This is a genomic window from Lactonifactor sp. BIOML-A5 (genome assembly GCF_009677585.1).
Classification (GTDB): domain Bacteria; phylum Bacillota; class Clostridia; order Lachnospirales; family Lachnospiraceae; genus Lactonifactor.
Genome location: NZ_WKYV01000008.1, coordinates 65,892 through 90,508, shown reverse-complemented (window position 1 = coordinate 90,508; position 24,617 = coordinate 65,892). Strand labels below are relative to the sequence as shown.

Here is a 24,617-nt window from a genome sequence, read left to right as displayed (position 1 = left end):
TTATTGGACCGTTGGGGAGTTTGGCCCAAGACCATTAGTTGGAATTGAGGAATGAATAGATAAATAAAATGCTTATAGGTTAACATAACTAAATACGGATTGGATAAATCGTACAGAAAAATGTATTAATATGGAAAAATATAGTGCATATTTTATGAACATCTTGTATAATGGAGACAAGTGGTGCGGATATGGATAAATTGTATGGAAGCGGAAAATAGCATTTGGCCGGTTTCTCTAGTTCTGTGTAAGGAGGAGGGAATAAAGGGCTAAAAAAACTGGTCATTACTATAAATAAAAAATTAAGGAGACGAAGGAGGAAAGGTATGAAAAGCAATTTGGAAGGAAAATGCAAAGGGCTGGGTATCTGTAAATGTTTACTGAGTATTTTAGTTCTTGCAGGTGTGGTATTGCTGCCATCAACAGTGTTGGCTGAAGGCAATTCCAAGGAAGAGATATGGGTAAATGGGGTTAATATCCTGGAAGATGCGGACAGAACGGTGGAATGCGGAGGGGGAACTGCAGTATACGATGCCGCGTCACGCACATTAACACTCAGCGATACGGATATAACTAAAACTGCAAATAACGGCAGTGCTATTCTGGTCTTAAAAGGAAGTGACATACCAGAGAAAGTGACGGTAAAACTGCAGGGAACAAATGATATCTATCCCCTGGAAAATGAAAGCATAGATATGGGTATATACTCTATGGGGCAGATTAGCATTATAGGGGAAGGTTCACTTGATATTACTACCCGTAATAACAACAACACTCGGCAAGGAGGGGTTTATGCATTCGGAGGTTGTGATATTGACGGGATTACTCTAACAATTAGAGACGAATCAGAAAAGCGTCACGCCGAAGCTGGGATCGACAGCAATCAGTTTGAGAATGGGCATTGCAGCATTCAAAATTCTGTTGTTGTGATAGAGGGATATGACTGTGGCATTAATGTGCCGTCAAATAATATCAGCATAAAAGGAAGCAGTATCACTGCAAATAATATCAGGACAGCTATCGCCGGAGGAGAAAATGGAACATTTGTAATAGAAAACAGTACATTGGATTTGTCTGTGAGTGAAAACCTGGAACAGGGGGAAACTCCCCGTTTTGATGCCATAGGTATATTAAGCGGAGCAGATGTTACAATTAAAAAATCATCCGTAAATATAAAGAGCCCGACATCTAACGGCATATTTACAAGGGGAGGCATAACCGTTAACGATACTTCAGTTTTTAAGATTGAGAGCTATTATCCTGCCCTCTACGGCTCAGATGATATTGTGATAGACAACAGTGAGATAAATGCTGCTGCTGAAGACAGCGCCATTTATTCCGAGTCCAATATAATTATTCAGGGAGACTCCAATGTGACTGCAAATGGATATTATGCCGGGTTAAATGCAAACGGCGATATTACCATTCAGGGAGGTGACGTATCCTCTGTGTCATCCAATGACTTGGGAATCTACCTGCGGGGAGTATTCACTGTCAATGCTGGTAAAGTATACGCCAAAGGGGCTGAGGGCTTTGCAGCTGTTGGCGTGGGACGCAACAGACAGTCAGAGGACGAAGAGGCAGTTCCGGGAATCGTAATAGGCAGCGGATATGCAGAAAAGAACGGCAGTAAAATTGCCGTGTCTGATTGGTATGAGTGGAAAACGGGAATTATCCGTTCCTGGACATCATTTATTCCCCAGGAGGACGAGGGCCCTCTGCAGACGAATCTTGGCAATGCAGTGAATGAGATCACAATAGAAGAAAAGGCACCCCAGGAGAAAACAGGTGTCTGGAAGCAGGACAAAACCGGCTGGTGGTATGAATATGCAGACGGTACCTATCCGGTGAGCCAGTGGAAATATATTGACAATACTTGGTATTACTTCAACGGAGCTGGCTATATGGCCACAGGCTGGCTGAAGCAGGGAAATACCTGGTATTATCTGAAGAGCAGCGGGGCAATGGCTACTGGCTGGTATAAGGTAGGAAAGTACTGGTATTACTCAAAAGAGAATGGAGCTATGGTTACCGGCTGGCTTCTGGACGGAAACACCTGGTACTACCTGAGAAGCGACGGGTCCATGGCCACCGGCTGGTATATGGCAGGGGGCAAGTGGTACTATTCCAACGGAAGCGGAGCGATGCAGACAGGGTGGCTGAAGCAGGGCAAGATCTGGTATTATCTGAAAGCGGACGGAGCCATGGCTACCGGGTGGTGCCTGGACGGAAACACCTGGTATTATTTCAACGGAAGCGGAGTGATGCAGACTGGCTGGATTAAACTGGGGAATACCTGGTACTATCTGAAAGCAAGCGGAGCGATGCAGACAGGGTGGCTGAAGCAGGGCAAGATCTGGTATTATCTGAAGGCAGACGGAGCCATGGCCACCGGGTGGTACCTGGATGGAAAAACCTGGTACTACTCCAACGGAAGCGGAGCGATGCAGACAGGCTGGCTGAAACAGGGAAACACCTGGTATTATCTGAAGAGCAGCGGAGCCATGGCTGTGGGCTGGTGTCAGGTGGGAAGCACCTGGTATTACTTTAAAGAGAGCGGAGCTATGGTCACCGGGTGGATAAAGGACGGGAATGCCTGGTATTATCTCAATCCGTCAGGAGCAATGGCCGCCAACCGTTGGATCGGCAATTACTACGTAGGTGCAAGCGGAGCGATGTATGTATCCAGATATACCCCGGACGGTTATTATGTGGACAGCGACGGTGTATGGATCAAATTAGGTGATGACGATATAGACTTCGATTTAGACCGGGTAGTGACAAAATATTTTTATATGACAGTACCGGAATCCTGGGATGAGCCGGTACAGTATGGAGCTATAGAGAAGATGTGGATTGCCATGTATGCTACCGCCTTTAAAAATGAAAGCGGAGAGGATGACTATGAGCCGCTTTTTGGTGTTGTGGCAGCAAAGACAAAGCAGGAAGCAGAGCTGTATATGGCAGAATTGAAGAATCCGAAAAATCTGGGACAGCATTCCGGCATGTGGTTCGTAGCCGGACAGGATAAGGAGAGTGCGATTGGTTCTTACGGACCGGAGCAGCAGGCAGAGATCCTAAAACTGCAGGGGGATATTCCGGGAATCCTGAACTCTATCGTATTCAGATAAGCAGAAGAAAAGGCAGATATCATATGGTATCTGCCCTTTCCCGGGTGAAGGCCAAAGATATCACGATATAGAGCATAAATCATAAAAGAAACTGAGGAGGGGATGAGTGGAAAAGGTCGGAAGGTCTTGGTTTATGCTGTTATATAAAAAACAAGGAGATGAAGGAGGAAAATGATGAACAACCGGAGTAAAGAAAAGGTAAAAAGAACATTCTTAGGGAAATGCCTGGCGGCGATGGCTGTCCTGATTGGAATAGCAGTACTGCCGGCAACGGTAAGGGCGGCAGAGCCGGATAAAGTGCTGTGGGTAAACGGACAGAACATATTGGAGGCAGAAGATAATACAGTGCCGTGCGGTGAGGGTACTGCTAAATATGACCCTGCAAGCGGGATTCTTACGTTGGAAGACGCTGTGATTAATACAGGAGAAGCGAATGGCTATGGTATCTATGCGGAGGATACTTCAGGCGAACCGATGAACCTGAGTATACGTCTGAACGGGACAAATGAGATACAGGCAGATCTGGGAGAAGCTGCTATTTCAGGAATGATTGTCCCGGGAAGTATAGATATTGAGGGAGAGGGCTCTCTCTACCTTAATACAGAGTATGGAATGTACGTAGAAGGGGAACTTTTGCTGACAGATGCACATCTCACAGTAAACAGCGTAGATGAAGCTATAGTAGCTGAGAAGGATATTATTGTTAAAGGAAAAGGAAGCACTCTCAATGTTGGGTCAGCGGAAGCGACAGGTATAGCTACCAGGGGATCTTTTAGACTGGAAGCCGGGAGAATGTATGTAAAAGCAGAAGGAACTATGCCAGCGCTGCTTGTTGTACGGTATAAAGAGTCTGCGGACGCGGAACCGTCTGCCAATACCATATACCTGGCGGAAGGATATAGCGAGATAAATGGAGGCAGAATTGAATCTACAGAATGGCTTGAGGATGGAGATGCAAGAGTTGCAGGTGTATCTTTTGCAGCTCCCGATGTCAACGGCAAACTTGCTGATGATTTATCCAATGCCATGAAAGAGATTAGCATTGAGAAGCAGACAACTCCTCCGGTGAAGACTGGCGGGTGGAAAGAGAATAAGACAGGCTGGTGGTATCTTTATTCAGACGGCACCTATCCTGCGAATAAATGGGATCTCATTGACAACAAATGGTACTATTTCAATGGTTCGGGCTACATGGTAACGGGCTGGCTGAAATTGGGAAATACCTGGTATTATCTGAAGAGTGACGGCTCTATGGCCACCGGCTGGTACCTGGCGGGCGGAAAGTGGTATTATTCCGACAACAGCGGAGCCATGCAGACGGGCTGGCTGAAACTGGGGAATACCTGGTACTATCTGCGGGGTGACGGCTCCATGGCCACCGGCTGGTATATGGCAGGAGGAAAGTGGTATTATTCTGACAACAGCGGAGCGATGAAGACCGGATGGCTGAAGCAGGGCAGCACCTGGTATTACTTGAAAGCAGACGGCTCCATGGCCACCGGCTGGTATCAGGATGGAAAGACCTGGTACTATTCCAACGGAAGCGGAGTGATGCAGACAGGCTGGATAAAATCGGGAAATACCTGGTATTATCTGAAGGCAAACGGAGCGATGCAGACGGGATGGCTGAAGCAGGGCAAGATCTGGTATTACTTGAAAGCAGACGGCTCTATGGCCACCGGCTGGTATCAGGATGGAAAGACCTGGTATTATTCTAACGGAAGCGGAGGGATGCAGACAGGCTGGCTGAAACAGGGAAACACCTGGTATTATCTGAAGAGCAGCGGAGCCATGGCTGTGGGCTGGTGTCAGGTGGGAAGCACCTGGTATTATTTTAAAGAAAGCGGAGCTATGGCTACCGGGTGGATAAAGGACGGGAATGCCTGGTATTATCTCAACCCGTCAGGAGCAATGGCCGCCAACCGTTGGATTGGCAATTACTACGTAGGTGCAAGCGGAGCAATGTATGTATCCAGATATACCCCGGACGGTTATTATGTGGACAGCGACGGTGTATGGATGAAATTAGGTGATGACGATATAGACTTCGATTTAGACCGGGTAGTGACAAAATATTTTTATATGACAGTACCGGAAACATGGGATGAGCCGGTACAGTATGGAGCTATAGAGAAGATGTGGATTGCCATGTATGCTACCGCCTTTAAAAATGAAAGCGGAGAGGATGACTATGAGCCGCTTTTTGGTGTTGTGGCAGCAAAGACAAAGCAGGAAGCAGAGCTGTATATGGCAGAATTGAAGAATCCGAAAAATCTGGGACAGCATTCCGGCATGTGGTTCGTAGCCGGACAGGATAAGGAGAGTGCGATTGGCTCTTACAGACCGGAGCAGCAAGCAGAGATCCTGAAACTGCAGGGGGATATTCCGGGAATCCTGAACTCTATCGTATTCAGATAAGCAGAAGAAAAGGCAGATATCATATGGTATCTGCCTTTTTCAGGCCGCAGGCCAAAGTGCTCTTCAGCCGATAGCCATATCATTTACCTTTGCAATTTTTATGTATTCAGCCAGGATTCCAATGAACTGACTGTTGGTTGGCTTGTCTTTTATAGTGCTGCGGGTCAGCCGGCAGTACCGCTCCTTGTGCCCGCTTCTCCAGACAATCTGTATAGCATGGCGGATAGAGCGTTCCACGCTGCCGGTGGTTGTGTGATACTCGTCTGCGATCTCAGGGTACAATTTCTTGGTGATTCCCACCAGAAGGCTGGGATCTTTCATTACCTGGAGAACTGCATGTTTGATATAATAGTAACCCTTCAGATTAGGTGAAAGCCCCAGATGATTCAGCAAAAGAGTGAGATTGTTGGAGACGCTTTCATCCTCTGGACAAGCCTCCGCAGGAGACGGTATTGCTGCTGCCTGGCCTATCTGCAGTAGTCCTGACAACAATTGGTTTACTTTTCCATTTTCGTCAGTTAAACTAACATTAGAAATTTTGTCATCCGAAAATACGATTTGCAGAGTTTTCATTTCCATTATAGTGTTCCTCCATCTTATTCTTGGCGGTTTCTGTACAACCTTGGGATACCGCATATGGTAAATTATAGAGAAGAGCAGCGATTAATGTCAATTCACGCAATATGTATAAAAATACCAAATATGGAAGGGCTGATATATTGAAAAGGGAAAAGATTAAAAAAATTTGCAGAGACCGGGGGTATACCTTGGAGGAATTGGCAAAAATAAGCAAAATTCCTCTGAGTACATTGGCGAAAATAAGCAGCGGGGATACCCCGGATCCCAGGTTTGAAACTATGCAGTCCATTGCCTCTGCCCTCCGGTGCTCCATGGATGAGTTCTCTGACCGGGAACCCAAAATTCCTTATCAGTACGAGGAATACGTATATAAGATGAAGCAGCTGGCGCCACATGTGAAGGAATATATTAAGTTTATCATAGATTTGGAATATGACCGCATGATCTATCTGAAAACGGAGGATAAGATCCGGCTCAGATGTTTTGAGTTCACCAACGTAGTGGACGGGCTGGGGGAATATGAGAGCAAGATAGAAAAAATGATTGTAGCAGACAACAATTCCTTTACCAGGGATTGTACTTTTTGCGTGCACATCTGCGACAATGCTCTGGAGCCTCAGTTTTTCAGAGGGTCTTTTCTGGGATTCCGGTATGAAGATGGAGTTATGCCTAAGCAGGGGGAGATTTGGATGTTTCTGAAGGAGGGGTATCTCTATATTGGCAGGTACTATCACTATAAAGAGAAACATTTATTAAAATCTCTCAACGGCAACATAGACGATATGGTAATTACTAAAAAACTAGACTGCAAGAGAATGGGGAAATTTATAGGTGTCATTAAAAATGAAGTTTCCATAGAGTATCTTCCCTGCCCCCGGCTTATTAAGGGCAGGGAGGGTGAGACTCATATAGATGACCGGCTGTGAGTGTTCCGGTATTCTTTTGCACTGCATCCTGCAATTTTATTAAAATATGCGGAAAAATATTTGTAATCCTTATATCCCACCTGTTCCGCTATCTCATAATATTTGAGATCTGTGCCGCACACCAGATCCTGGGCCTTTTGAATACGGAGTCTGTGGATATACTCTTTAAAGGAATAGCCTGTTTCCGCTTTAAAGATGCGGCTCAGATAGCCTGGGGAGAGGTAGGCGGCTCCCGCCGCGTCCTCAAGATGGATATCTTCCGTGTAATGCTGATGTATATAGTGCAGTGCAGGCGCAATCTGGGAATGGGCAGGGTGTTCCGTTTTGGAAGGAAGGGCAAGGCTTGCAATGAGATCCATGATCTCCCGGGGGGTTTCCAGTTCTTCCATCAGCGCATTTATCTTCAGAATATCTGCGGTATCCTCTGAGACAGCTCCCAGCAGGACTGCCAGCCGTTTGACTGATTCCAAAAACAGCAGACGGGAGCATTTATGCTCTTCCATGTAGGAATAATAGGTATGAAGCTGCTGCTGGATCTTTCCGGAGTCCCTGGAAAGTATAGCTGTTATAAGCTGACTTTCATAGGTGTAGGGCTGTATCTCCGGGTCAGAAGAAAAACGCTGTTCCGGGGTGAGCAGTGTATAGGGCTGTCCGGTGTTCCAAAAGCAGTGTTCCAGCGCCTGGGTGAGTACCGTGTAGACCAGGGGGAATTCTTCTGGGGAAGTAATATCCCTCATTACAACGATGGAATTGCCAAAGGTGACCGGAAGAATACCGGGGAGAATATCGTCCATGGCATTCCGGTCCAAAGGGTATTCTTCTGTATTCAGAATAACAATGGCTTGGTGATCCCGAATAAAAAAGGCAAAGGGCTGAAAGCGCAGAAAATGCTGGATCAGACTGCCAAGAACCAGCTTCTCATCGGTACTGTCCGTGCGGATCAGGGCCAGTGCATAGGAAGAGGCAAAGAGCTCCAGGCCTATTTTGCCGGCCTTTTTTGCAAAGTAGGAATAGGAAACCTGATTCTGCAGAAACCGGGAGAGCAGGGTGCCCTTAATCAGATGGCGGTTTTCTTCATAGATATCTTTGAGCTGAGAAACTTTATGGGAGCTGGCCTGGGCCGCCTCTACTTCTTTTTTGACTTTAATCACAGATTCCAGGATCTTTTTGCTGTCTGCACTCTTTAAAAGGAAGGCGCTTACCTTGACATCGATGGCACTGGTAAGATTCTCGGTATTTCCGTAAGCAGTGAGAATTACTACCCGGGTTTCCGGCAGCAGTTCCCTGAGCCGCTGAGCGAGCTCCAGACCGTCCATAAGGGGCATCTGGATATCTGCCAGGACAATGTCGGGCCGGAGGCGCACCGCAAGCTGCAGGGCTTCCTCACCGTTGCCGGCTTCTCCTATGACTTCCATTCCATTGTCTTCCCAGGGAATGGCATAGCGCATGCCGTGCCGGATAAAATCTTCATCATCTGCAATCAATATCTTTATCATATCGTACTCTCCTTTGGCTGCGTGATTTTAAATACACTGCATTCCTTTTCTACATAATATTCCATAGGATAAGCTTCCCCGTATTTCAGACGGAGGCGCTCCCTGATATTTTTCAGGGCGAGCCCTTTCTGTGAATCTGTGGGGTCGGCCAGGATGGCACTGATCTCATCCGGACAGATCAATTCGCCGGTATTGGCTACCTCATATATAATATTGCCGTTTTCCTCATAGACGGTGACCCGTACAAAGCCGTGGAGGCTGTTTTTCAGGCCGTGAACCAATGCGTTTTCCACCAAAGGCTGCAGAAGAAAACAGAGAACATATTCATCCAGGAGATTCTCCGGACAGGTCTGGAAGAACTGAACCTTGTTTCCGTAGCGAATCTGCTGAATCGTGATATAACAGGAAAGATGTTCTAACTCCTGTGCCAGGGGAATCTTATCGTTTGTCTTGGGCGAGAGGGTCAGGCGCATCATTTTCGACATATTGGAAACCATGGTGCTTACATTTTGGGTATCTCCCATCTGGGCCATCCAATAGATGGTGTCCAGTGTATTATAGAGAAAATGGGGGTTGATCTGGGTCTGAAGCATATCAAGCTGGGATTGCTTTAATTTTAATTCGCCCATGTAAACCTCTTTATAGAGAAATTCGAGCTTCTCAGCCATCTCATTGAAATGATGAGAGAGGACCGAGATTTCATCTGTCCCCTTTACCGGTACCCGGACAGAAAAGTCTTCATTGGACAGGGAGGCCATGCGTCTTCCCAGCATATCCATGGGCTTGGTGATGATCTTGGCAAAAGCCAGTGACAGCAGAATGGAAAATGCGAATACCAGGACAGACAGAATCATCATGTTGGAGAGAAAGGTCTTTTTCACCACCGTGAGGACGTCCGGCCTGGTAATGCTGTATATAATAAGATCCGTATGCTCTATGGAGTAGGCCGAGAGAATCCGGTTGCTTATAATCTTACTGTTTTCCCCGGAAGCAGCCAGCTGGGACAGCTTTTGATACGAAAGCTCCTCTTTGGGAAATTCTGACTGCTGGCTGGTATCTGACTCGACCAGACATCCGTTGTCCGGGGAGAGAAGAAAATAGGAGGTTTGATCATCCTTCTGGTTTTCCAGAATAGCAGCCTTTATCTTAGCACAGCTGATGGAGAGCTTGATATAGCCGATGTGCTGGGAGATATTGCTGGGATTCTTTAACAGCCGGGTGAGATATAGATATCCGTTCTTCTCTCTGGCAGCGGAATAATCCCAGCTGGGGGATGCGTTCTGTTCTTTGGCAGCTGCCGCATCCTCATTGGTGAGACGGATATTAGATCCCACCCCAATCATATCCGGCACCATGTTAGCCAGCGTAATGCCGTGGATACCCGAGGAGAACCCGTAGGGCATAGACAGGAGAATATCGCTGGCATTTTTTTTGTCTTTCAGATAAGATGGACTGGAGGGGGGCTCTGTGAGAAAGGTTCTCAGGTTTTGCTCCATGAGGGGATACAGAGTTAAGTCCAGGGCATCGCTGAAGAAGACATCAATATTCTTCCCCACCTCATTGATGTTGGCAGCATAGAGATTCTTGAGATCCTTCTGGGCGCTTTTTATAAACAGGTTACTGGCAACAATATATATAATAAGAATGGGAATCGCTACAAGGCAGAGGAAAAACAGAATAATTTTCTTCCGCATCGTCATTTTAACTTTCATAGTCATACTCCTTATGGCAGATTGTTCTCTGGTTGGATCTTATCATCAGAAGACAAAGAGTGTCAATGAAATAGGGGGAGAATCCCCAAGGAGATAATTTTTTGGGATACTGGTAAATAACTTAGGATGTTTTCGCCCCAGAGAGGCTGAAAGACCCTTAATCGGTCATTTTAACAGGATATCAAAAACAATAACTTCGGTTTTTTCTTTTTACCGGGGCCGATATAATGAATCTAACAAAAACGAATTGGAGGTATTGGGAATGAAAAGGAAAATGAAAGCTGCTGCGCTTTTGATGGCAGGGATACTTACGGTAACTGGACTGACTGCCTGCGGCGGCGGGGATGACGCAAAAGCGGAGGGCAAAAAAGGGACAGGAGACGGAATCGAACTTACGGTATCACATTATTACCTGCAGGAAGAACGGGAGAGCAATGCAGTGGGTGACAGCTATCTGGCCATGGTGGAGCAGTATGAGAAGGATCACCCGGATATCACAGTAACCCAGCAGGCCATGTCTCAGTCCGATTATTCAACAAAGATTCAGGCACAGGCCGCTGTGAACGAGGTGCCGGATGTGTTTATGGTAAAAGGCTCCTGGGTAGATAATTTTGTGGAAAACGGAATTGTAGCCCCTATTAACGAATATCTGGACAAATACGAATATAAAGATAACTTCAGAGAGGGTGTATTTGACGCAGCCACCAGGGACGGCCAGATCTACGGTATGCCCAACCAGATGTCTATAACCTCTGTGGTTTACTACAACGAGGCACTGTGGAAATCCATAGGATACGATTCCTTCCCGGATAATTGGGACGACATCTACGCTGCAGCAGAAAAGTTCCAGGAACAGGGTATTTCAGCCATTGCTCTGGGCAACAGTGAGAAATGGGCGGCGGAATCCTGCATCCTGTCTACCTTAGGTGACCGTTTTACAGGAACCGACTGGACAAACAGTATCATCGACAATTCCGGGACAGCAAAGTTTACAGATGATTCCTTTGTATCAGCACTTGAGAGACTGCAGACACTGGCCACGAAAAATGTACTGAATCCTGATTTTAACACCATAACAGAGACCCAGGGGGTTGAGTATTATTCCCAGGGCAGGGCAGCAGCAGTTGTCTCCGGACACTGGAGCGTAGCTGCAATTGAATCCTTTGCCGATGAGGAGACCATTAAGAATACAAAGGTCGCTGTTCTCCCGTCAGAGGATGGAAGTAAGCCGGAAAGCATCTCCGGGGGATGCGGATGGTATTTTGCAGTGAACAAAAACCTCACAGGGGAAAAGCTGGATGCAGCTATGGACTTTATCTTCTCTACCACAGGATATGAGATGTGTGAATATGCAGCCAAAGAACACGGGCTTATGGGAGCCGGTCTTGTAGAGGATGTGGATGTCTCTGCATTTCCTCAGCTGACCCAGGACTTTATCGCACTCACCAATGAACTGAATTTTACTCCGGTATACGATCTGGTTATGGACGGAGCTGTCATCGAGGTGATGAATACAGGAATACAGGATCTGCTGAATGGTTCAAAGGAACCGAAGGATCTGGCGGCAGAGATTCAGGCGGAGCAGGATAAATTAAAATAGTGGCTAAAACAGAGGCGGAACTTCTGTCCGCAGAAGATCCGTCTCTATTTTTGCCCAAAATTGGAAAGGTGTGAGTGTATGAGCAGTTGTTTAAAAGTAAAAAAGCGGACTATATTCCTCTATATGCTTCCCGGTATTCTCTGGTACAGCTTTATTATTTTGGTTCCGGTATGCCTTGCCGCCTACTACGGAATGTTCGACTGGGCAGGAGGAACGAATAAGACTTTTCTGGGAATCCAGAATTATCTGGACGTTATCAAGGACCCGGTTTTCCGCCAGTCTCTGGGGAATAATATTTATCTTACCATAGTCTGTCTGGCAGGGCAGATAGGAATTGCCTTTATCCTGGCAGTGATGCTGAACGGACGGCACATAAAGTTTAAAGGGTTCCACCGTACCATGAGTTACTTCCCGGCGGTTCTTTCCGCTGTTGTCATCGGTTTTATCTGGAATATGCTCTATGATTACCACTATGGACTTTTGAATTCTTTTCTGAAGGTAATCGGTCAGGGGGATCTGGCTCAGGCATGGCTGAATAATGATAAGCTGGTGCTTCTGCTGGTGGCAATTCCGCTGATCTGGCAGTATGTGGGATATTACCTGCTGATTATCATGTCAGCCCTATCTTCCGTGGATCCTCAGATCTTTGAGATGGCAGAAATTGACGGTGCAAGCGGCTTTAAAAGGGCTATTTATATCACGCTTCCGCTGATTAAGAATACACTGATTGTCTGCGTTACCCTCTGTATCGCGGGCAACATGAAGATTTTTGATCATATTTATGCTATGACAGGAGGCGGACCTGGTACGTCCAGCAGTGTTATGGCCATGTATGCCTATAAGACATCTTTTATGTCGTATAAGATGGGATACGGCAGCGCTATGTCCATTATCATACTGATTGTCAGCCTGATTCTGGTGGCGGGAAGCCGGGGACTGCTTTTGCGGTTCGGGAAGGATAAGGAGGTTTAGGATGAAAGAAGCAGGAAGAAAGATTTTAAGAATTATACCAAATGTTGTGCTGATACTATTTTCCTTGTCTTGTATCTTTCCGGCGATATGGCTGTTCTACTCCTCGCTGAAGGATAAGGCGGAATTTTACCAGAGCCCCATTGCACTGCCAAAGAGCCCGAATTTTCAGCATTACATCTCTATATTTACCAACAGCAAGATTCTTACCTGGATGGGAAACACCATACGAAACAGTTTTCTTTCCCTGGTATTTATCCTGCTCATCGGATTCGTGGTAGGCTACTTCCTCTCCAGATACAAGTTCAGAGGGAGAAAGGCGCTCTATGGATATTTCCTGGTGGGGATGCTGGTGCCGGTTCACGCTCTGATGGTACCGATGTATGTTCTTTTTACGAAGATGGGTCTGACGGACAACTGGTTTACGCTGGTGCTTCCGTACACAGCCCTTTCGCTGCCCATAGCTATTTTTCTGGTGGAAAGCTATGTGAAATCGATTCCCCTGGAAGTGGAGGAGGCGGCGGCCATTGACGGGAGTTCCCTTCACAGAACCCTGTTTTCCATTATCCTGCCCATGTGCAAGCCTATCTTAGTGACTGTGGGCATCATACAGTTTTTCTATGTATGGAATGAATTTACATTTTCCCTGATTTTGATTGATTCAGAAAAGTGGATGACCGTTCCTGTGGGTATTACCCTCTTTAAAGGTCAGTTTACCACAGATTACCCTAAGATGATGACCGCTATGCTGATCGCAATTTTACCGGCTGTGGTTTTGTATTTCTCATTCTCCAAACAGATTATTAAGGGAATGATTGCAGGCGCGGTTAAAGGATAAGACATAAGTTTCAGATAATAAGAAAAGAAGAGGTGGATACAGAATGAAAAAATTGTGTTTAAATGAGAACTGGCAGCTTCACGAGGCCCCTTTAAAATGGGGGAAGGAATACAAAAGCCAGATAGACCGCCAGACAGACGGCTGGTATGACTGCAGTCTGCCGGCAGATGTGAGAATGCCTTTGATTGAGGCGGGGGTTATTAAAGATCCTGTACTTTCCGACTACTGCAGAGAGTCTGAGTGGATAGAAGACCGCTCCTGGTGGTTCCGGAAGACATTCGACGGAAGCGCTGTATGCATGGAGGATGATATCGTTGAACTGGTCCTGGAGGGACTGGATACCAGAAGCGATATCTTTATAAACGGACAGTTTATCGGCTGCCACAGAAATGTGCACTACCCCTTTGTGTACGATGTTAAGGAGCTTCTGGTGCCGGGAGAAAACGAGATTATGGTGAGAGTCACCAGCGGTCTGGAAGAAGTGGCAGAGGAGGATCTGGCAGAGCTTGACCATGCAGTCTGCCTGGAGAGTAATAACGGGGGTGAATTCCGGGGGGACGGCCGGCGTTCCTTTGTGAGGCGGCCTCAGTATACTGTAGGCTGGGACTGGGGACCTAAAGTAATCACCATAGGAATCACCGGAAACGTCTGCCTGAGAAGTTATAAGACCATTGCCATCCGCGAGGTACACTTACATACCGAAAAGCTGGGGGAAACTGCCCGGGTACACGCCATGGTAAATATAGAGGATCTGTGTTTCATCAGTTCCAAAAGCTGTGATGTAACGGTTCAGATGGTGAGAGAGGGAGCGGTATGCGCGGAGGCTAAATTGGAAAAACAGCTTCTCACCTCAGGATATAACTATCTGGATCTGGAGCTGGAAGTTAAGAATCCCTGTCTGTGGTGGCCCAACGGATATGGGGAGCAGCCTCTGTATGAAGTGCGGGTATGCGCTGCCTGCGGCCGGGATGTGGAGGAATACCCTGCCTTCTCCTTTGGCATCCGTACCATACAGCTGGATACCAGTGTGATTTCCGGGGAGGACAGAAATTTCATTCTGGTTGTCAATGGAAAACCCATTTACTGCAAGGGCGGCAACTGGGTGCCAAATGATTTTATCTATGCAAGAGTACCGGATGAAAAGTACCATGTGCTCACAGACGAGGCGGCAGAGGCCAACTTTAATATGATCCGGGTATGGGGCGGAGGCCTGTATGAGAGAGACCTCTTCTATGAATTATGTGATCAAAAAGGACTCCTTTTGTGGCATGATTTTATGTTTGCCTGTTCTACTTATCCGGATCACCGGCAATGGTTCCGGGACGAAATGCGCCAGGAGCTGGACTATCAGACCAAGAGACTGAGAAACCACTGCTGTATGGGGTTATACTGCGGCACCAATGAGGTACACTGGATCTTTAATTCCATTGACAATCCCAGATGGGGAATAGAATTTTCATATGAGCACCAGTATGGACTCAGAATTGCCAATCTTATGGCTAAGGAGATTATACGAAACAATTGCCCGCAGATTCCTTACTGGAACAGCTCACCCTACGGAGGGGAGCTTCCCAATGATGATACCGTTGGAGATGTTCACCGCTGGCACAATGCTCTCATGAGCAAAAAGATGGAAGAGCGTATCGAGGCAAAGGATTACGACACTATAGAATCAAAGTTTGTGAGCGAATACGGCTTTATCGGACCATGCTGCAGGAAAAGCACAGAAGAATATATGGATGGAGCTTCCATGGACAGGGAAGGAAATATCTGGCACATGCATTCCAATGTATTTGAAAAGGGAACCGTAAATGCAGCAATTGAGAAAAATTATCTGGATCACCCGGAGACATTGTCCCTGGACGATTACATTCTCTACGGCGGAATGGTACATGGATTAATGTACGGATATTCACTGGAGGCTATCCGCTTCAAAGAACACTGCGGCGGCGGTTTGTTCTGGATGTACAATGATGCCTGGGGAGAAGTGGGCTGGACTATTATAGACTATTACCTGAGAAGAAAGATTCCTTTTTATGCGGTAAAACGGGCTCTCGCCCATCAGAAATTTACTATGCGGGCAGCAGACGGGCAGCTGGTACTGCAGGGGGCCAATGACTATCCGGAGGATCTGGAGGTTTCCGGAAAGCTAGGCTACGTCTCCTTTGACGGAAAGGTGAAGGAGCTCAGAGACATCGTACTTAAAGTTCCTGCAGGAGAGAGGACATATCTTCTGAAGGAAAAGCTTCCTGAAAGAGATTATACTGCCGGTACGGTAATGCTCTATACAGACAGTGATGCCATTGACAATATATGGCTGCGCACCGATGACATGCGTCAGCTGAACTTCGGACCCAACCCTGTGAGAACTGTGGAGGTACGCCAGGAGGGTGAGGATAAACTGGTTACAGTTACCGCCGACGGCTTTGTACACGGGGTTTATGCGGAGGGAGATTACGATTGCTCCGACTGCTATTTCGATCTGCTTCCCGGGGAGGTAAAAACCTTCAGAATCAAGGGAATTGGCGGGAAGGAACCTGTCATCAAACAGGTAAAATAAAGGATAACTATGCAGGAGGTATAGAATGCGCAAAGAATGTTATGAAGAAGCCAGGAAAAAGGCGCTGGAATTTTATGAAAAGGCTGCAATTGTTTTGACGGAAGAAGAAAAGGCTGCAATTGAAATCGCAGACTTCGGACTGGAGGATCTGGAACACATTGGGCTGATTTTGGTCACTTTTGTGAATACGGACAGATGCTGTGCAAAGGAAATGGTTCTCTTTCCCGGCCAGACTTGTCCGGAACACTGCCATGGACCCATACCCGAGCTGCACTATGAGGGAAAAGAGGAAACATTCCGCTGCCGGTACGGAAGCGTGTACCTGTATGTGGAAGGGGAAGAGACTGCCAATCCCCTTGGAAAGAAACCGGAGGGATATGAGGACACCTACACCGTCGGACATGAGATTGTACTCCGTGCCGGAGAACAGTATACTCTTGTTCCCAACACAAAGCACTGGTTTCAGGCCGGCCCGGAGGGTGCGGTAATCTCTGAGTTCAGTACAAAGAGCCTGGATGAATATGATGTTTTCACAGATCCGAAGATTAACCGTACCCCTGTGATTGAATAACCGGCACAATAGGAAAGGTGAGACTATGAAAGTATCAGTATTAACAGATATAAAAAAGGTTGAAGAGCAGGAGCGGGATATTCCCGTTATCCGCAGGGATGAAGTTTTAATCAAGGTTTTACACTGCGGAGTCTGCGGTTCGGACGTTCACTATTATGAGCATGGACGCATCGGAGATTTCGTGGTGGAAAAGCCTATGATTCTGGGACATGAATGCGGCGGAGAAGTTGTGGAAGTGGGCGATGGGGTAAAAGGCCTGGAGAAGGGGGATCTGGTGGCTGTGGAGCCGGGATATCCCTGCGGGAAATGTGAGTTTTGCAAGACCGGAAGGTATCATCTCTGCCCGGATGTGGTATTCCTGGCCACACCTCCGTATGACGGCGCCTTTGCAGAATATATCAGATATCCTGCAGATATGGTTTACAGGCTTCCTGATACTATGGATACCATAGAGGGGGCGCTGATTGAGCCTTTGTGCGTGGGGCTCCACGCCGCAGAACAGTCAGAGGGAAAAGTAGGCCAGACAGCTGCTATTTTAGGCAGCGGCTGTATTGGACTATGCACCTTGATGGCATTGAAAGCTATGGGAATCTGCAGCGTATATGTGGTGGATGTTATAGAAAAGCGCCTGCAGATGGCAAAAGAACTGGGAGCGTCTGCAGTGATTCACGGGAGAGAACAGAATGCCGAAGAAGCAATTATGGAACTTACCCGGGGAAAAGGTGTAGATCTGGTATTTGAGACAGCAGGCACAGAGTTCACCACAAAACAGACCGCAAAGCTGGTCAAAAGAGGAGGAACCGTGGTGTTGGTAGGCATGGCAGCCAATCCCGTTTTCCCATATGACTTTGGAACGCTGATGAGCAAGGAGGCTAAGCTGCACACAGTATTCCGATATAAAAATCTGTACCCCACAGCCATCGAGCTGGTGAGCAGCGGGATAATTCCGGTGAAAAAAATTGTCACCGATACCTATGAATTTTCCCGGATTGGGGACGCGTTGGAGGATAGTATTCACAGGAAAGAAGAGATGGTGAAGGCGGTTATTAGGATGTAGTATTTGGCAGGGACTATTGCATGGTTTGTGATGGTTCCTGCTTTTTTATATACTTGGGGTTTAACTTCTTAAGCTTGAGACTGCCCAGTCGGAGGGCATGGGGTGGCAGGGGGACGGTGAGAGGAATTCTGGGGCAGCGGGCTGGCTGGTTCGGGCGGGAGGGAGGCTTAAGTTCCGGGGACACCTCCGTCGCGAAGAGAGTCTAAGACAAAACCGGAATCCCCGCCGGAGCACCGTTCGAATGGTCAAAGAATGCTTGATGTGCATTCTCTGCCCATGCTCACTTTTTTTCGGCCCGGACTGCCGAAAAAATCTCCTGCGGGAATCCCGGTTTTGCCTAAGACGCTCTACTCACTCCTGCGGAATCGTCCCCGGAACTTAAGCCCTCCCTCCCGCCCGAACCAGCCAGCCCACCGCCCCAGAATTCCTCTCACCTGGGTATAGGGAAGTTCCAGGAGGGGGAGATTTTTGGCGGTTTATCCAAAACATCAAGTCGCCAATAGTGAGAAACAGGAGGAAGAGTGTACAACTCCCGACCTTCCCCACCCGTTTTCCGTGAATGTGAAGTGAGTCTCTGCCAGGTCAAGGGAGGAGGTCTTGGGGCCAGGGGTACTGGGTGGATCTGTGCAGACTACGGAGTGCGTCCGAAGATCCACTGCCGGCGGTCACTTAGGAGCGAAGGCTTTCCTGAGCTTCTTAGTGAACGGCCAGGCAGTTAGCAGAGGAGAAACGCAGTAGCAAGCAGATCCACCCAGTACCTCTGGCCCCAAGACCTCCTCCCTTGACCGTCAATCTGCGACACTCCCCCCAAAAAACCTTCATGGAATCCCCCTCCTCCCTACAAAAGAAAAAAAACTTTGCTAATACCATGAATAATGGTATAATATACGGAGTATGGAAAAAAGTAAAAAGTTGTATAGGTAGAGACAATGGAGAAAAAAGTAAAGATTAAAGGACAATTAAAGACTTATCTACAGTGGCCGGCTATATTGACAGTTTTGCTGTTGATTATGAATATTGCCCTTTATGTGGTAAACAAACAGGCTGGGGCATTGGCCAGTATTTTTCTTGCAGTCTATATTCTGATTGTGGCGATACTGTATTTTTACAATCGTCCCGTCCTTATGAGTGAGCTGATATCCTTTGCTACCCAGTATGGGCAGGTGCAGAAGAACCTGCTGGAGGAATTTCTGCTGCCTTATGCGCTGATGGATTCCCAGGGGAAGCTGCTTTGGATGAATCATGAGTTTTCTCAGATGACAGGGAAAAGCAAGAAGTATCATAAATCAATTACATCAATATTTGAGGACATAACGGCCGATGCCCTTCCCAGGGAGGAAGAGCGCACTCAGCTGTGTTTTCAGTTTGAGAAAAAAGACTTCAGGGCTTCTATGACAAAGGTATCTATGGCAGAGCTGTTTGAAGGTTCTGATATGATGGAGGCTCAGGGGGAGAATTATCTGGTTGCCTTATACCTTTTTGATGAGACGGAGATAAACCGTTATATCCGGGAGAATGAGGAAGAAAAGCTTGTTGTAGGACTTTTATATCTGGATAATTACGATGAGGCGCTGGACAGTGTGGAGGAAGTAAGGCGTTCATTGCTTACAGCCTTAATTGACCGTAAGTTAAATAAATACTTTGGTGAATTGGACGGGCTTGTGAAAAAGCTGGAGAAGGATAAATATTTTCTGGTTATGCGGAATCGGTCTCTGATGGAGCTTGAAAAAAGGAGATTTGATATTCTGGAGGATGTCAAAACTGTCAATATAGGAAATGATATGGCCGTGACGATCAGTATCGGGATCGGAATTAATTCCGGCAGTTATGCTCAGAATTACGAATATTCCAGGATTGCCATTGACCTGGCTCTGGGCCGGGGCGGAGATCAGGTGGTTATAAAAGACGGCAACCAGATTTCGTATTTCGGTGGCAAATCCCAGCAGATGGGCAAGAGCACCAGGGTAAAGGCCAGGGTAAAAGCTCATGCGCTGAAAGAATTTATGAGCAGCAAGGATAAGGTTGTTGTCATGGGACACAAGATCAGCGATGTGGATTCATTCGGCGCAGGTGTGGGAATCTACCGTGCGGCTAAGTCACTGAATAAACGGGCCCATATTGTGGTCAACAATCCGACTATGTCTATCCGGCCGCTGATGCAGAGCTTCCTGAATAATCCGGATTATGATGAGAACATGTTTATCAACAGCTATGAGGCAAAAGAGATTGTGGACAATAACACAGTCGTGGTTGTGGTAGATACGAATAAACCAAGCTATACAGAGTGTGACGATTTACTCCATATGACTAAAACCATTGTGGTACTGGATCACCACAGGCAGGGCAGTGAAGTAATCCAGAATGCAGTGCTTTCATACATTGAGCCCTATGCGTCATCAGCCTGTGAGATGGTAGCGGAGATTCTGCAGTACTTTTCCGATGATATCCGCATCCGCAATGTGGAGGCGGACAGCCTGTATGCGGGCATTATGATTGACACGAATAATTTCCTGGCAAAAACCGGGGTGAGGACGTTTGAGGCCGCCGCCTTTTTGAGGCGATGCGGGGCAGATGTTACTAGAGTGAGAAAGATGTTCCGTGACGATATGGAATCCTATAAAGCCCGGGCAGAGGCTGTGCGGCATACGGAGAATTACAGGGAGTGCTATGCGATCTCAGTGTGCCCCAGTGAAGGACTGGACAGCCCTACGGTGGTAGCGGCTCAGGCGGCCAATGAGCTGCTGAATATTGTCAGTGTCAAGGCTTCCTTTGTGCTGACGGAATATAACGATCAGATTTATATCAGTGCAAGAGCCATCGATGAGGTGAATGTACAGTTGATTATGGAACGGCTGGGCGGAGGCGGACACATTAACATTGCAGGCGCACAGCTTAAGAACATCACCCTGGATGAGGCGGTTGCACTATTAAAGAAAACAATTGATGAAATGCTGGAAGAAGGAGATATTTAAATGAAAGTGATTTTAACAGAAGACGTAAAGTCCCTGGGAAAAAAGGGAGAGATTGTAAATGTAAGTGACGGGTATGCCAGAAATATGCTGTTCCCAAAGAAGCTCGGGGTAGAAGCCAACGCTAAGAATATCAATGACCTGAAGCTTCAGAAGGCACATGAAGATAAGGTTGCGAAAGAACAGCTGGAGGCTGCAGAGGCATACAAAAAAGAGCTGGAAGAAAAAGAAGTAGTACTGTCCATTAAAGTAGGAGAGGGCGGAAAGCTTTTTGGTTCTGTATCTACAAAGGAAATTGCAGAGGCGGCAAAGGAGCAGCTTGGATATGAGATTGACAAAAAGAAGATGCAGCTTCCAAGTCCTATAAAAGTATTGGGCACAACTATGGTTCCTATCCGCCTGCACCCTAAGGTAACGGCAGAATTGAAGGTTATCGTAAGAGAAGCTTAAGGAGGCTACATGGAAGAAGCGCTCATTAAGAGAATCCTGCCCCACAGCGTGGAGGCGGAGCAGTCGGTAATCGGCTCTATGATCATGAGCCGGGATGCCATTATGGCAGCGTCTGAGATGCTGACTGGGGAAGACTTTTATCAGCACCAGTATGGTGTGATTTTTGATGCTATGGTGGAGCTGTTTAATGAGAATAAACCGGTGGACTTGGTCACCCTTCAGGATCGCCTGAAGGAAAAAAATGTGCCGCCTGAGATAAGCAGTATGGAGTTTGTGCGGGAGTTGGTCACAGCAGTGCCCACTTCCGCTAATATTAAATATTATGCCGGAATAGTCAGTGATAAAGCTATGCTCCGCAGGCTAATTAAAGTAAATGAAGAGATTGCCAATGAATGCTATCTGGGACAGGAAAAGACAGAGGTAATTCTGGAAGAGACAGAGAAAAAGATTTTTGACCTGGTACAGCGAAGAAGCAGCGGTGACTATGTTCCTATCAGGCAGGTAGTGCTGAATGCTATTGAAAAAATAGAAAAATCGTCCCGACAGAAGGGTGCGGTAACCGGCATCCCCACTGGTTTTGTGGATTTGGATTATAAAATGTCAGGGTTTCAGCCCTCAGATTTGATTTTGATTGCCGCCCGCCCGTCTATGGGTAAGACGGCCTTTACTTTGAATATTGCCCAATATATGGCCTTCCGGCAGGATGTTACCACAGCGATCTTCAGTCTGGAGATGTCAAAGGAGCAGCTGGTGAATCGTCTGCTCTCCCTGGAATCTAAGGTGGATTCCCAGAGCATCCGTACAGGTAACCTGGAGGATGAAGAGTGGTCAAAGCTGATTGAAGGCGCCGGTATCATCGGCGGGTCTCATATGATCATTGACGATACCCCCGGTATTTCTATTGCGGAGCTTCGGTCAAAGTGCAGGAAGTACAAGTTAGAGCACAATCTGGGAATTATCTTTATTGATTACCTTCAGCTAATGACAGGCAGCGGCCGGACCGATTCCCGTCAACAGGAGATTTCTGATATCTCGCGTTCCCTGAAGTCCCTGGCCAGAGAGCTGAACGTACCGGTGGTGGCGCTGTCTCAGCTGAGCCGCGCCGTGGAGCAGCGGCCGGATCACAGACCAATGCTGTCTGACCTCCGTGAATCAGGGGCAATTGAACAGGATGCGGACGTGGTTATGTTCATCTACCGGGATGATTACTATAACAAGGATACAGAGGACAAGAACATTGCAGAAATTATTATAGCAAAACAGAGAAACGGCCCCATTGGGACAGTAAATCTGGTATGGCTTCCTAATTATACCAAGTTTGTTAACATGAAGAAGTAGACGCAGAATATGTCGAGCGAAATTCATTGCATTTCCCTTTCATTTTGTTATAATTAACCTTAAGGATTAGTCAGGTTAAACCTTAGGGGCAATTCTAATCACAATTTCATAGGGAAGGGGTCAGTATATGAGTGACACCAAGTATCTGATTTCTGAGGCAGCGAAGCTGGCAGAAGTAGAATCTCATGTATTACGGTACTGGGAGGAGGAATTAAAGCTTCCTATTGGCAGAAATGAGATGGGGCATCGATACTACACCCGATGGGATATTCAGGTATTTCTGAGTATTAAGGAACTAAAGAAAAAGGGACATTCACTAAAAGAGATTAAGGAGATGGTTCCTTTACTTTATAAAAATGCACCGAAGGAAAGTTTTCAGGCACCTGTACAGAAGCAGGCAGCTGCATCCGGGCCTTCGAGGAAGTCAAAAAGGGCAAGAGCCCAGGAAGCGGTTAGGAAAGAAAAATCAGAGTCAGACAAGCCGGCGCCGAAGCAGGACAAGCCTGAAGAAACGTCTGTGAAGGCATCTCAGGAGAAACAGGCACCTAAAAAAGAGATACCGGAAAGTTTTTACAAGATTTTGGAAAAGCTTGTCTCTTCCGGCTTAAAAGAGAACCATCCGGAGGAAGCCCGCTACAAAGAGCTGGACAAGACGATCCGTACTCACCAGGAATCCAGACGTCTGATTGCGGCTACGATTCAACAAACGAAGAAAGAAAAGAAAAAAAGGAAGTTTTCAAAAAAGAGATAGACAGATAGCTGTTGAGTGACGATGCTCAATGGCTATTTTTTTACAAAAAGTACTGCAAATGCCCTGTTTTACATGATATAATTCATACTATGGAGAACGAAAAGTTATATATCAATGTGAAACAAAATATATGTGACGGTATTTACCGGGGAATTTACAAAGACGGAGACAAGATTCCTCCGGAACGGACACTCTCTGATAATTTGAAGGTAAGCCGGGTAACGGTTAGAAAGGCCCTGGAGATTATGGAGCAGGGCAGATTGATTGTGCGTGAGGTAGGAAACGGAACCAGAGTACAGCTGCATAATTACGGATGGGCCAGAGAGTTGGAAGTTTTGGTACTTGTGGCACCTGCAGGACATGCACAGTTTTCTGTTTTCATTGAACAATTTCAGAGGTGCGCAGCCGCCGGCGGGTCTTTGCTCCTTTATCTGGAAAGGCTTAAAAAGGACACCATAGAGGATTGCTTATACCGTCTGTATCAAAGAGGTCTCTGTGATGTGGCTGTCTGGCCCCATGGCATTTCTCTGGAACAGGAAAAGTTGGAACGCCTTAGGGCTCTGGGGATGAACATGGTCTTTTTTGACACAGATACAGGTTTTCCCTTTGGCGACTGCGTATATTCAGACATAGAAGCCGGTATGGTGGCTATGTGTTCCAGCGTTAGGAAGAAAAAGAACCGGAGACTTGGATACATAGGATTGGATACCAATCAATCGTACAGTGCACGTCAGGCGAAGGAAGCTTTCATGAAAGTGGGAGCACCAGGAAAAGTTCTGTTTGAGCTGCCGCAGAAGAGAGAAAACCATCCTCAAATTATAAAAAAAGAGTTGGAACGCCTGGAAAGGAAGGGCAAACTGCCGGATGCAATCATTTGTCCGGACGGAAAAGATGCTGTTCTTCTGGCTAAAAGACTTCTTAAAATGAAGGCGGCAAATATTAAAGTAGCTTCTTTTGAGGAACTAGCGGATTCCGCAAGATTTGGGATTACTACATATGAAAAGGACTTCCGTGAGATCGCGAAGACGCTTTATGAATGTCTGTCAGGGCAGAGCCGGAAGGGGGAACTGTGGAAAGCCAAGAGGTATTTGGTTAGTGGAAGTTTAACTGAGAGATAAATGGGGAACCAGCGCAATGCGCTTCGCCTTTCCCGGATTCCTATCCCAGAGAACTTAAGAGAGGGGATTCGGGCATTTCGGGACTGCAGCTGGATATAAAAACAGAGGACTAGACATTAAGCCTAATCCTCTGT

Annotated in this window: 17 protein-coding genes; 14 read left to right on the top strand and 3 right to left on the bottom strand. The window is 46.8% G+C overall.

From position 1 onward, the window contains the following. The first annotated feature begins 326 nt into the window (after nucleotides 1-326). Nucleotides 327-3,131 carry a hypothetical protein gene (locus tag GKG41_RS08795; RefSeq protein ID WP_154258142.1) on the top strand — a complete coding sequence of 935 codons (2,805 nt, stop codon included), beginning with the start codon at nucleotides 327-329 and terminating at the stop codon, nucleotides 3,129-3,131. Between the two features lie 174 nt (nucleotides 3,132-3,305). Then, complete coding sequence (locus GKG41_RS23735; RefSeq protein WP_173017837.1) at nucleotides 3,306-5,549, top strand: N-acetylmuramoyl-L-alanine amidase family protein; 2,244 nt, start codon at nucleotides 3,306-3,308, stop codon at nucleotides 5,547-5,549. Nucleotides 5,550-5,612: 63 nt separating this feature from the next. Here GKG41_RS23735 and GKG41_RS08785 read toward each other — a convergent pair whose 3' ends face one another. Continuing rightward, nucleotides 5,613-6,128, bottom strand: coding sequence for a sporulation initiation factor Spo0A C-terminal domain-containing protein (locus tag GKG41_RS08785; protein ID WP_243141004.1), 516 nt, complete (start codon nucleotides 6,126-6,128; stop codon nucleotides 5,613-5,615). A gap of 104 nt (nucleotides 6,129-6,232) precedes the next feature. Here GKG41_RS08785 and GKG41_RS08780 point away from each other — a divergent pair, with 104 nt between their 5' ends. Next, on the top strand, nucleotides 6,233-7,054 hold the full coding sequence (locus GKG41_RS08780) for a helix-turn-helix domain-containing protein (protein WP_256282226.1): 822 nt from the start codon (nucleotides 6,233-6,235) through the stop codon (nucleotides 7,052-7,054). Here the strand turns inward: GKG41_RS08780 and GKG41_RS08775 are convergent. Beyond that, nucleotides 7,033-8,550 carry a response regulator gene (locus GKG41_RS08775; protein WP_154258139.1) on the bottom strand — a complete coding sequence of 506 codons (1,518 nt, stop codon included), beginning with the start codon at nucleotides 8,548-8,550 and terminating at the stop codon, nucleotides 7,033-7,035. The two genes, GKG41_RS08780 and GKG41_RS08775, sit on opposite strands and share 22 nt — an antisense overlap. Continuing rightward, nucleotides 8,547-10,262, bottom strand: a complete 1,716-nt coding sequence (locus tag GKG41_RS08770) for a histidine kinase (RefSeq protein WP_173015697.1) — start codon at nucleotides 10,260-10,262, stop codon at nucleotides 8,547-8,549. Before GKG41_RS08770 ends, GKG41_RS08775 begins: the two co-directional genes overlap by 4 nt. A 262-nt stretch (nucleotides 10,263-10,524) precedes the next feature. Between GKG41_RS08770 and GKG41_RS08765 the strand changes: the two genes are divergently transcribed. The 11 genes from GKG41_RS08765 (at nucleotide 10,525) to GKG41_RS08715 (ending at nucleotide 24,483) form a co-directional block, all read left to right on the top strand. Further along, a complete protein-coding gene (locus GKG41_RS08765) occupies nucleotides 10,525-11,862 on the top strand; it encodes an extracellular solute-binding protein (RefSeq protein WP_154258137.1) in 1,338 nt (445 codons plus the stop codon). Nucleotides 11,863-11,940: 78 nt separating this feature from the next. Then, on the top strand, nucleotides 11,941-12,834 hold the full coding sequence (locus GKG41_RS08760; RefSeq protein ID WP_154258136.1) for a sugar ABC transporter permease: 894 nt from the start codon (nucleotides 11,941-11,943) through the stop codon (nucleotides 12,832-12,834). Between the two features lies 1 nt (nucleotide 12,835). Next, nucleotides 12,836-13,669, top strand: coding sequence for a carbohydrate ABC transporter permease (locus GKG41_RS08755; RefSeq protein ID WP_154258135.1), 834 nt, complete (start codon nucleotides 12,836-12,838; stop codon nucleotides 13,667-13,669). 43 nt (nucleotides 13,670-13,712) lie between these two features. Continuing rightward, nucleotides 13,713-16,229: a sugar-binding domain-containing protein gene (locus tag GKG41_RS08750; protein ID WP_154258134.1), complete on the top strand. Its 2,517-nt coding sequence runs from the start codon at nucleotides 13,713-13,715 to the stop codon at nucleotides 16,227-16,229. Between the two features lie 25 nt (nucleotides 16,230-16,254). Then, entirely contained in the window at nucleotides 16,255-16,800 is a 546-nt protein-coding gene (locus GKG41_RS08745; protein ID WP_154258133.1) for a D-lyxose/D-mannose family sugar isomerase, read from the top strand. Between the two features lie 25 nt (nucleotides 16,801-16,825). Next, nucleotides 16,826-17,857, top strand: coding sequence for an NAD(P)-dependent alcohol dehydrogenase (locus GKG41_RS08740; RefSeq protein WP_154258132.1), 1,032 nt, complete (start codon nucleotides 16,826-16,828; stop codon nucleotides 17,855-17,857). A gap of 929 nt (nucleotides 17,858-18,786) precedes the next feature. Next, nucleotides 18,787-20,829, top strand: a complete 2,043-nt coding sequence (locus GKG41_RS08735; protein WP_154258131.1) for a DHH family phosphoesterase — start codon at nucleotides 18,787-18,789, stop codon at nucleotides 20,827-20,829. Further along, entirely contained in the window at nucleotides 20,830-21,276 is a 447-nt protein-coding gene (gene rplI, locus GKG41_RS08730) for a 50S ribosomal protein L9 (protein ID WP_154258130.1), read from the top strand. 9 nt (nucleotides 21,277-21,285) lie between these two features. Beyond that, nucleotides 21,286-22,614: a replicative DNA helicase gene (gene dnaB, locus GKG41_RS08725; RefSeq protein ID WP_154258129.1), complete on the top strand. Its 1,329-nt coding sequence runs from the start codon at nucleotides 21,286-21,288 to the stop codon at nucleotides 22,612-22,614. A 127-nt stretch (nucleotides 22,615-22,741) separates the two neighbouring features. Further along, complete coding sequence (locus tag GKG41_RS08720; protein WP_154258128.1) at nucleotides 22,742-23,365, top strand: helix-turn-helix domain-containing protein; 624 nt, start codon at nucleotides 22,742-22,744, stop codon at nucleotides 23,363-23,365. A gap of 89 nt (nucleotides 23,366-23,454) precedes the next feature. Further along, nucleotides 23,455-24,483, top strand: coding sequence for a GntR family transcriptional regulator (locus GKG41_RS08715; protein ID WP_154258127.1), 1,029 nt, complete (start codon nucleotides 23,455-23,457; stop codon nucleotides 24,481-24,483). The last annotated feature ends 134 nt before the right edge of the window (nucleotides 24,484-24,617 follow it).